The 5,640-nt window shown below is 42.6% G+C and carries 1 protein-coding gene; it reads left to right on the plus strand.

Going from position 1 to position 5,640, the window contains the following annotated elements:
* Positions 1-4,961, plus strand: a 4,961-nt coding sequence (locus FFO06_RS20440; protein ID WP_137909674.1) for a beta strand repeat-containing protein, incomplete at its 5' end; no start/stop codon positions are given.
* Positions 4,962-5,640: the final 679 nt, after the last annotated feature.

The following is a 5,640-nucleotide window of genomic DNA, read 5'->3' on the forward strand; positions in this document are numbered from 1 at the left end:
CCATTGGCGGTACAGCCACATTCAATAATGACTACACTCAAACCGGTGCAGCCACATTTACAGGGACTACAGGAACTATCACCTTTGCTGCGGGAAGTAGTACAGCCACTTTAACCATAGACCCCACATTAGATACCACCGTTGAAAGTAATGAAACTGTAGCTTTAACTTTAGCGACAGGAACAGGTTACACCGTTGGTACAGCTAGTGCTGTCACCGGAACTATTACTAATGATGATACTATCATTACCCTAGCAGTCAGTCCCGGTAGCGTTCTTGAAGATGGTGCAACCAACCTAGTTTACACCTTTACCCGTAGCGTAGTTACCCCCAATGCCGTAACCGTTAACTATACCATTGGCGGTACAGCCACATTCAATAATGACTACACTCAAACCGGTGCAGCCACATTTACAGGGACTACAGGAACTATCACCTTTGCTGCGGGAAGTAGTACAGCCACTTTAACCATAGACCCCACGGTAGATACCACCGTTGAAAGTAATGAAACTGTAGCTTTAACTCTGGCGGCAGGAACAGGTTACACCGTTGGTACAACCGCAGCAGTAACGGGAACTATTACCAATGATGATACTAGAATTGCTTTAACAGTATCACCAAGTAGCGTATTAGAAGACGGTACACCAAACCTAGTCTATACCTTCACCCGCACTGGTGTCACAACTAATGCCATAACTGTTAACTTTGGAGTAGCAGGTACAGCAGACAGTAGCGACTACATTCAAACGGGTGCAGCAACATTTACAGGGACTACAGGAACTATCACCTTTGCTGCGGGTGAAACTACGAAAACCTTAACCATAGACCCCACAGCAGACACCACTGACACAATTGATGAAACTGTAGATTTAACCCTACTTGCAGGAACAGGTTATAACAACATTGCCACACCAACAGCAGTAACAGGAACTATTACCAATGATGATACTAGCATTGCTTTAGCAGTATCACCAAGTAGCGTATTAGAAGATGGTACAACCAACCTAGTTTATACCTTCACCCGGACTGGTGTCACAACTAATGCCATAACTGTCAACTATGGAGTAACAGGTACAGCCACATTCAATAATGACTACACTCAAACCGGTGCAACCACATTTACAGGTACTGGTGGAACAATTACGTTTCTGGCTAATTCAGCCATAGCCACTTTAACCATAGACCCCACAGTAGATACCACTGGTGAAAGTGATGAAACTGTGGCTTTAACTCTGGCTACAGGAACAGGTTACACTGTTGGTACAAATACTGCTGTCACTGGAACTATTACCAATGATGATTTCCCCACCATTACCCTAGCAGTATCACCCAGTAGCGTCCAAGAAAATGGTACACCCAACCTAGTTTACACCTTCACCCGTACAGGAGTTACCACCAATGCTTTAACCGTTAACTATACCATTGGCGGTACAGCTGATAGTGCTGATTACACAGGTGCAACACCAGGAACAGGTAAAACCATCACCTTTGCTGCGGGAAATAGTACAGCCACTTTAATCATAGACCCCACAGCAGATACCACCGTGGAAAGTAATGAAACTGTAGCTTTAACTCTGGCTGCAGGAACTGGAGTTTACACCGTTGGTACAAATACTGCTGTCACTGGAACTATTACCAATGATGATACCATGATTGCTTTAGCAGTATCATCCAGTAGCGTATTAGAAAATGGTACACCCAACCTAGTTTACACCTTTACCCGGACTGGTGTCACAAACACAGCCGTAACCGTTAACTTTGGAGTAACAGGTACAGCCACATTCAGTAATGATTACACCCAAACGGGTGCAACCTCATTTACAGCCACCGGCGGAACTATCAACTTTGCTACGGGTGAAACTACGAAACAAATAACCATAGACCCCACAGCAGACACAATTGTTGAAAATGATGAAACCGTAGTTTTAACTCTGGCTACAGGAACAGGTTATAACAACATTGCCACACCAACAGCAGTAACGGGAACTATTACCAATGATGATACTAGCATTGCTTTAGCAGTATCATCCAGTAGCGTCCAAGAAGATGGTACACCCAACCTAGTTTACACCTTTACCCGGACTGGTGTCACAAACACAGCCATAACTGTTAACTTTGGAGTAACAGGTACAGCCACATTCAATAATGACTACACTCAAACGGGTGCAACCTCACTTACAGCCACCGGCGGAACTATCAACTTTGCTGCGGGTGAAACTACGAAACAAATAACCATAGACCCCACAGCAGACACAATTGCTGAAAATGATGAAACCGTAGCTTTAACCCTACTTGCAGGAACAGGTTACAACAACATTGCTACACCAGCAGCAGTGACAGGAACTATTCTTAATGATGAGTTCCCCATTATTGACCTTAGCAGTGACCAGACAATACTTGAAAGCGACACTAACCCCCAAAACGTCACTTACACTGTTACTCTTTCCACCAGTAGCAACCAAACTATTACCGTTAATTATGCTACTGCTGATGGTACAGCGACAGCAGGGTTAGACTACATCAGCACCAACGGAACTCTGACTTTTGCACCGGGTATCACCACTCAAACCATCAATATCCCCATTCTCGATGATAACCTTAATGAAGCAGATGAAGCCTTTACCCTCACCCTCACATCTCCCAATAATGTCAATCTGGGGACAAAAACAAGCGCCACCACAACCATAACTGATACCCTCACAAGTTCCGTGACAACTACCCTACCCGCAGGTGTAGAAAATCTCATCCTGACGGGAACAGCAGCCATTGACGGTACAGGAAATGACGGTAATAACATCCTCACTGGTAATAGTGCTGATAACACTCTGACTGCCAGCGCTGGCAATGATACCTTAAATGGTGGAGATGGTGTAGATACAGTTGATTATAGTCAACTTGAAACCAGTATTACCTTGCAAGCACAGGGAACAGTCAATAAAGGTGCTTTGGGAACAGATACCGTCCAAGCAGAAAAGTTTATTGGTAATCCTGATTCTGTTTTTGATAATGTCATTAATGCTGGAAGTAACTCTATTAACGCGGATTTAAGTACCAATAGTCTCACGGTCTTTGGCTTACCTGCGGGAGATGTCACTTTTACTGTAGAGAATTTCCAAGATGTCACTGGTTCTCAGGGCAATGATACCATTAAGGGCAATAATGATACCATTACTGGTAATAACCTGAATGGTAGTGGCGGTGATGATACCTTAATTGCCAGTGCTGGCAATGATACCTTAACTGGTGGGGATGGTGTAGATACAGTTGATTATCGTCAACTCGCAACCAGTATTACCTTGCAAGCACAGGGAACAGTCGATAAAGGCACTTTCGGAACAGATACGGTAGAAAAAGCAGAGGTGTTTATCGGTAATAGTGCTTTTGCTAATGTCATTAATGCTGGAAGTAACTCTATTAACGCGGATTTAAGTACCAATAGTCTCACGGTCTTTGGCTTACCTGCGGGAGATGTCACTTTTACTGTAGAGAATTTCCAAAATGTCACTGGTTCTCAGGGCAATGATACCATTAAGGGCAATAATGATACCATTACTGGTAATAACCTGAATGGTAGTGGCGGTGATGATACCTTAATTGCCAGTGTCGGCAATGATACTTTAACTGGTGGAGATGGTGTAGATACAGTTGATTATCGTCAACTCGCAACCAGTATTACCTTTCAAGGACAGGGAACAGTCAATAAAGACGATTTGGGAACAGATACGGTAGAAGCAGAGGTGATTATTGGTAATGATGATTTTACTAATGCCATTGATGCTGCAAGTAATACCGATAACTCTATTAACGCGGATTTAAGTGCCAATAGTCTCACGGTCTTTGGCTTACCTGCCGGGGATGTCACTTTTACTGTGGTGAATTTCCTCGATGTCACTGGTTCTCAAGTAAATGATATCATTACGGGTAATGACCTTGATAATACCCTCAATGGTGGTGCAGGTGATGATATCTTAATTGCTAGTCAGGGTAATGATGCTTTAATTGGTGGAGACGGAGTGGACATAGTTGATTATGGTCAACTCGCAACCAAGATTACCTTACAAGCACAGGGAACAGTCAATAAAGGCGCTTTGGGAACAGATACGGTAGAAGCAGAGGTGTTTATTGGTAATAGTGATTTTGCTAATGCCATTAATGCTGGAAGTAACTCTATTAACGCGGATTTAAGTACCAATAGTCTCACGGTCTTTGGCTTACCTGCTGGGGATGTCACTTTTACTGTGGTGAATTTCCAAGATGTCACTGGTTCTCAAGTAAATGATATCATTACGGGTAATGACCTTGATAATACCCTCAATGGTGGTGCAGGTGCAGATGTCCTCAGCGGTGGTACAGGTGATGACTCTTACTATGTGGATAATGCAGGAGATATCGTTAAAGAAAACGCCAATGAAGGAAATGATACTGTTTTCACTACCATTAGTTACACATTGGCAAGTAATTTAGAAAACCTCACCTTACTAGGAACATCTGCTATCAAGGCTACTGGTAACGGTCTGAATAATAGCCTCACAGGAAATAATGCAGCCAATACTATTGATGGTGGTATCGGTAATGATACCTTGAATGGTGGTAGAGGTAATGATATTCTCCTGGGAGGTGTCGGTGCTGATGATTTAACTGGTGGTATAGGGAATGACCTCATTTATTTAGGTGCTAACGATAACGCTGTAGATACCGTCCGCTATACAGCAGGTCATGGTACAGACACGATTTACCAATTTGTGCGCGGTGTCAATGGTGATAAAATTGATTTTTCAGGGATCACTAATATTGATGTCGTGACATCTGGTATTAATACACGATTTGCCGTGGGAGATGGTATTAGTGGTAATACTGGTTTTGGTACTGGTCAATTATTAGGAACATTATCTAGTACAAATGGTTTTACTAGTGATAGTGTGAATGTCAACCTGTTTGGAGGTAATTTCCTATTTAGTTAATAACTTTGTTGGGTTGAGAAAACCCAACAACTTCGGGACTTTATTGTTAGGACTTTGTTGGGTTACGCTGTGGCTTAACCCAACCTACAATTATCACAAACGCAAAAAAAACCGCGAAAAATTTGCTTTTTAGGTGTTGACAAAGGATTTGAAATATGTTAACCTTATCTTGATAAGGAAGAACTATCTTAAGGAGTGCGGAGTACAGAGTTAGAGAGTGGGGAGTATGAAGAAGAGGATGAAGAAGATAACCCCGCACCCCGCAATATAATATCTGTACTTGAGGTAAAGACTTTGTGTGTAGCATAGCGATAGCGAAGCGCTGCTGCAAGCAGTTCGCCATATAATAGCATAACGCACCATTTTAAATCATTGACATCATCAGAAAATCCCCATCTTCATCCTGTACATCCTTTCATCCTGGATATCCTGATTCTGACATTACCCCACAAAGCAACAATTAACGCAAAAAAAACCGCGAAAAATTTGCTTTTCAGGTGTTGACAAAGGATTTTAAAAATGTTATTATCATCTTGATAAGGAAGAACTATATTAAGGAGTGCGGAGTACAGAGTTAGAGAGTGGGGAGTATGAAGAAGAGGATGAAGAAGATAACCCCGCACCCCGCAATATAATATCTGTACTTGAGGTAAAGACTTTGTGTGTAGCATAGCGATAG

This window comes from Dolichospermum planctonicum (genome assembly GCF_005402965.1).
GTDB lineage: Bacteria > Cyanobacteriota > Cyanobacteriia > Cyanobacteriales > Nostocaceae > Dolichospermum > Dolichospermum planctonicum.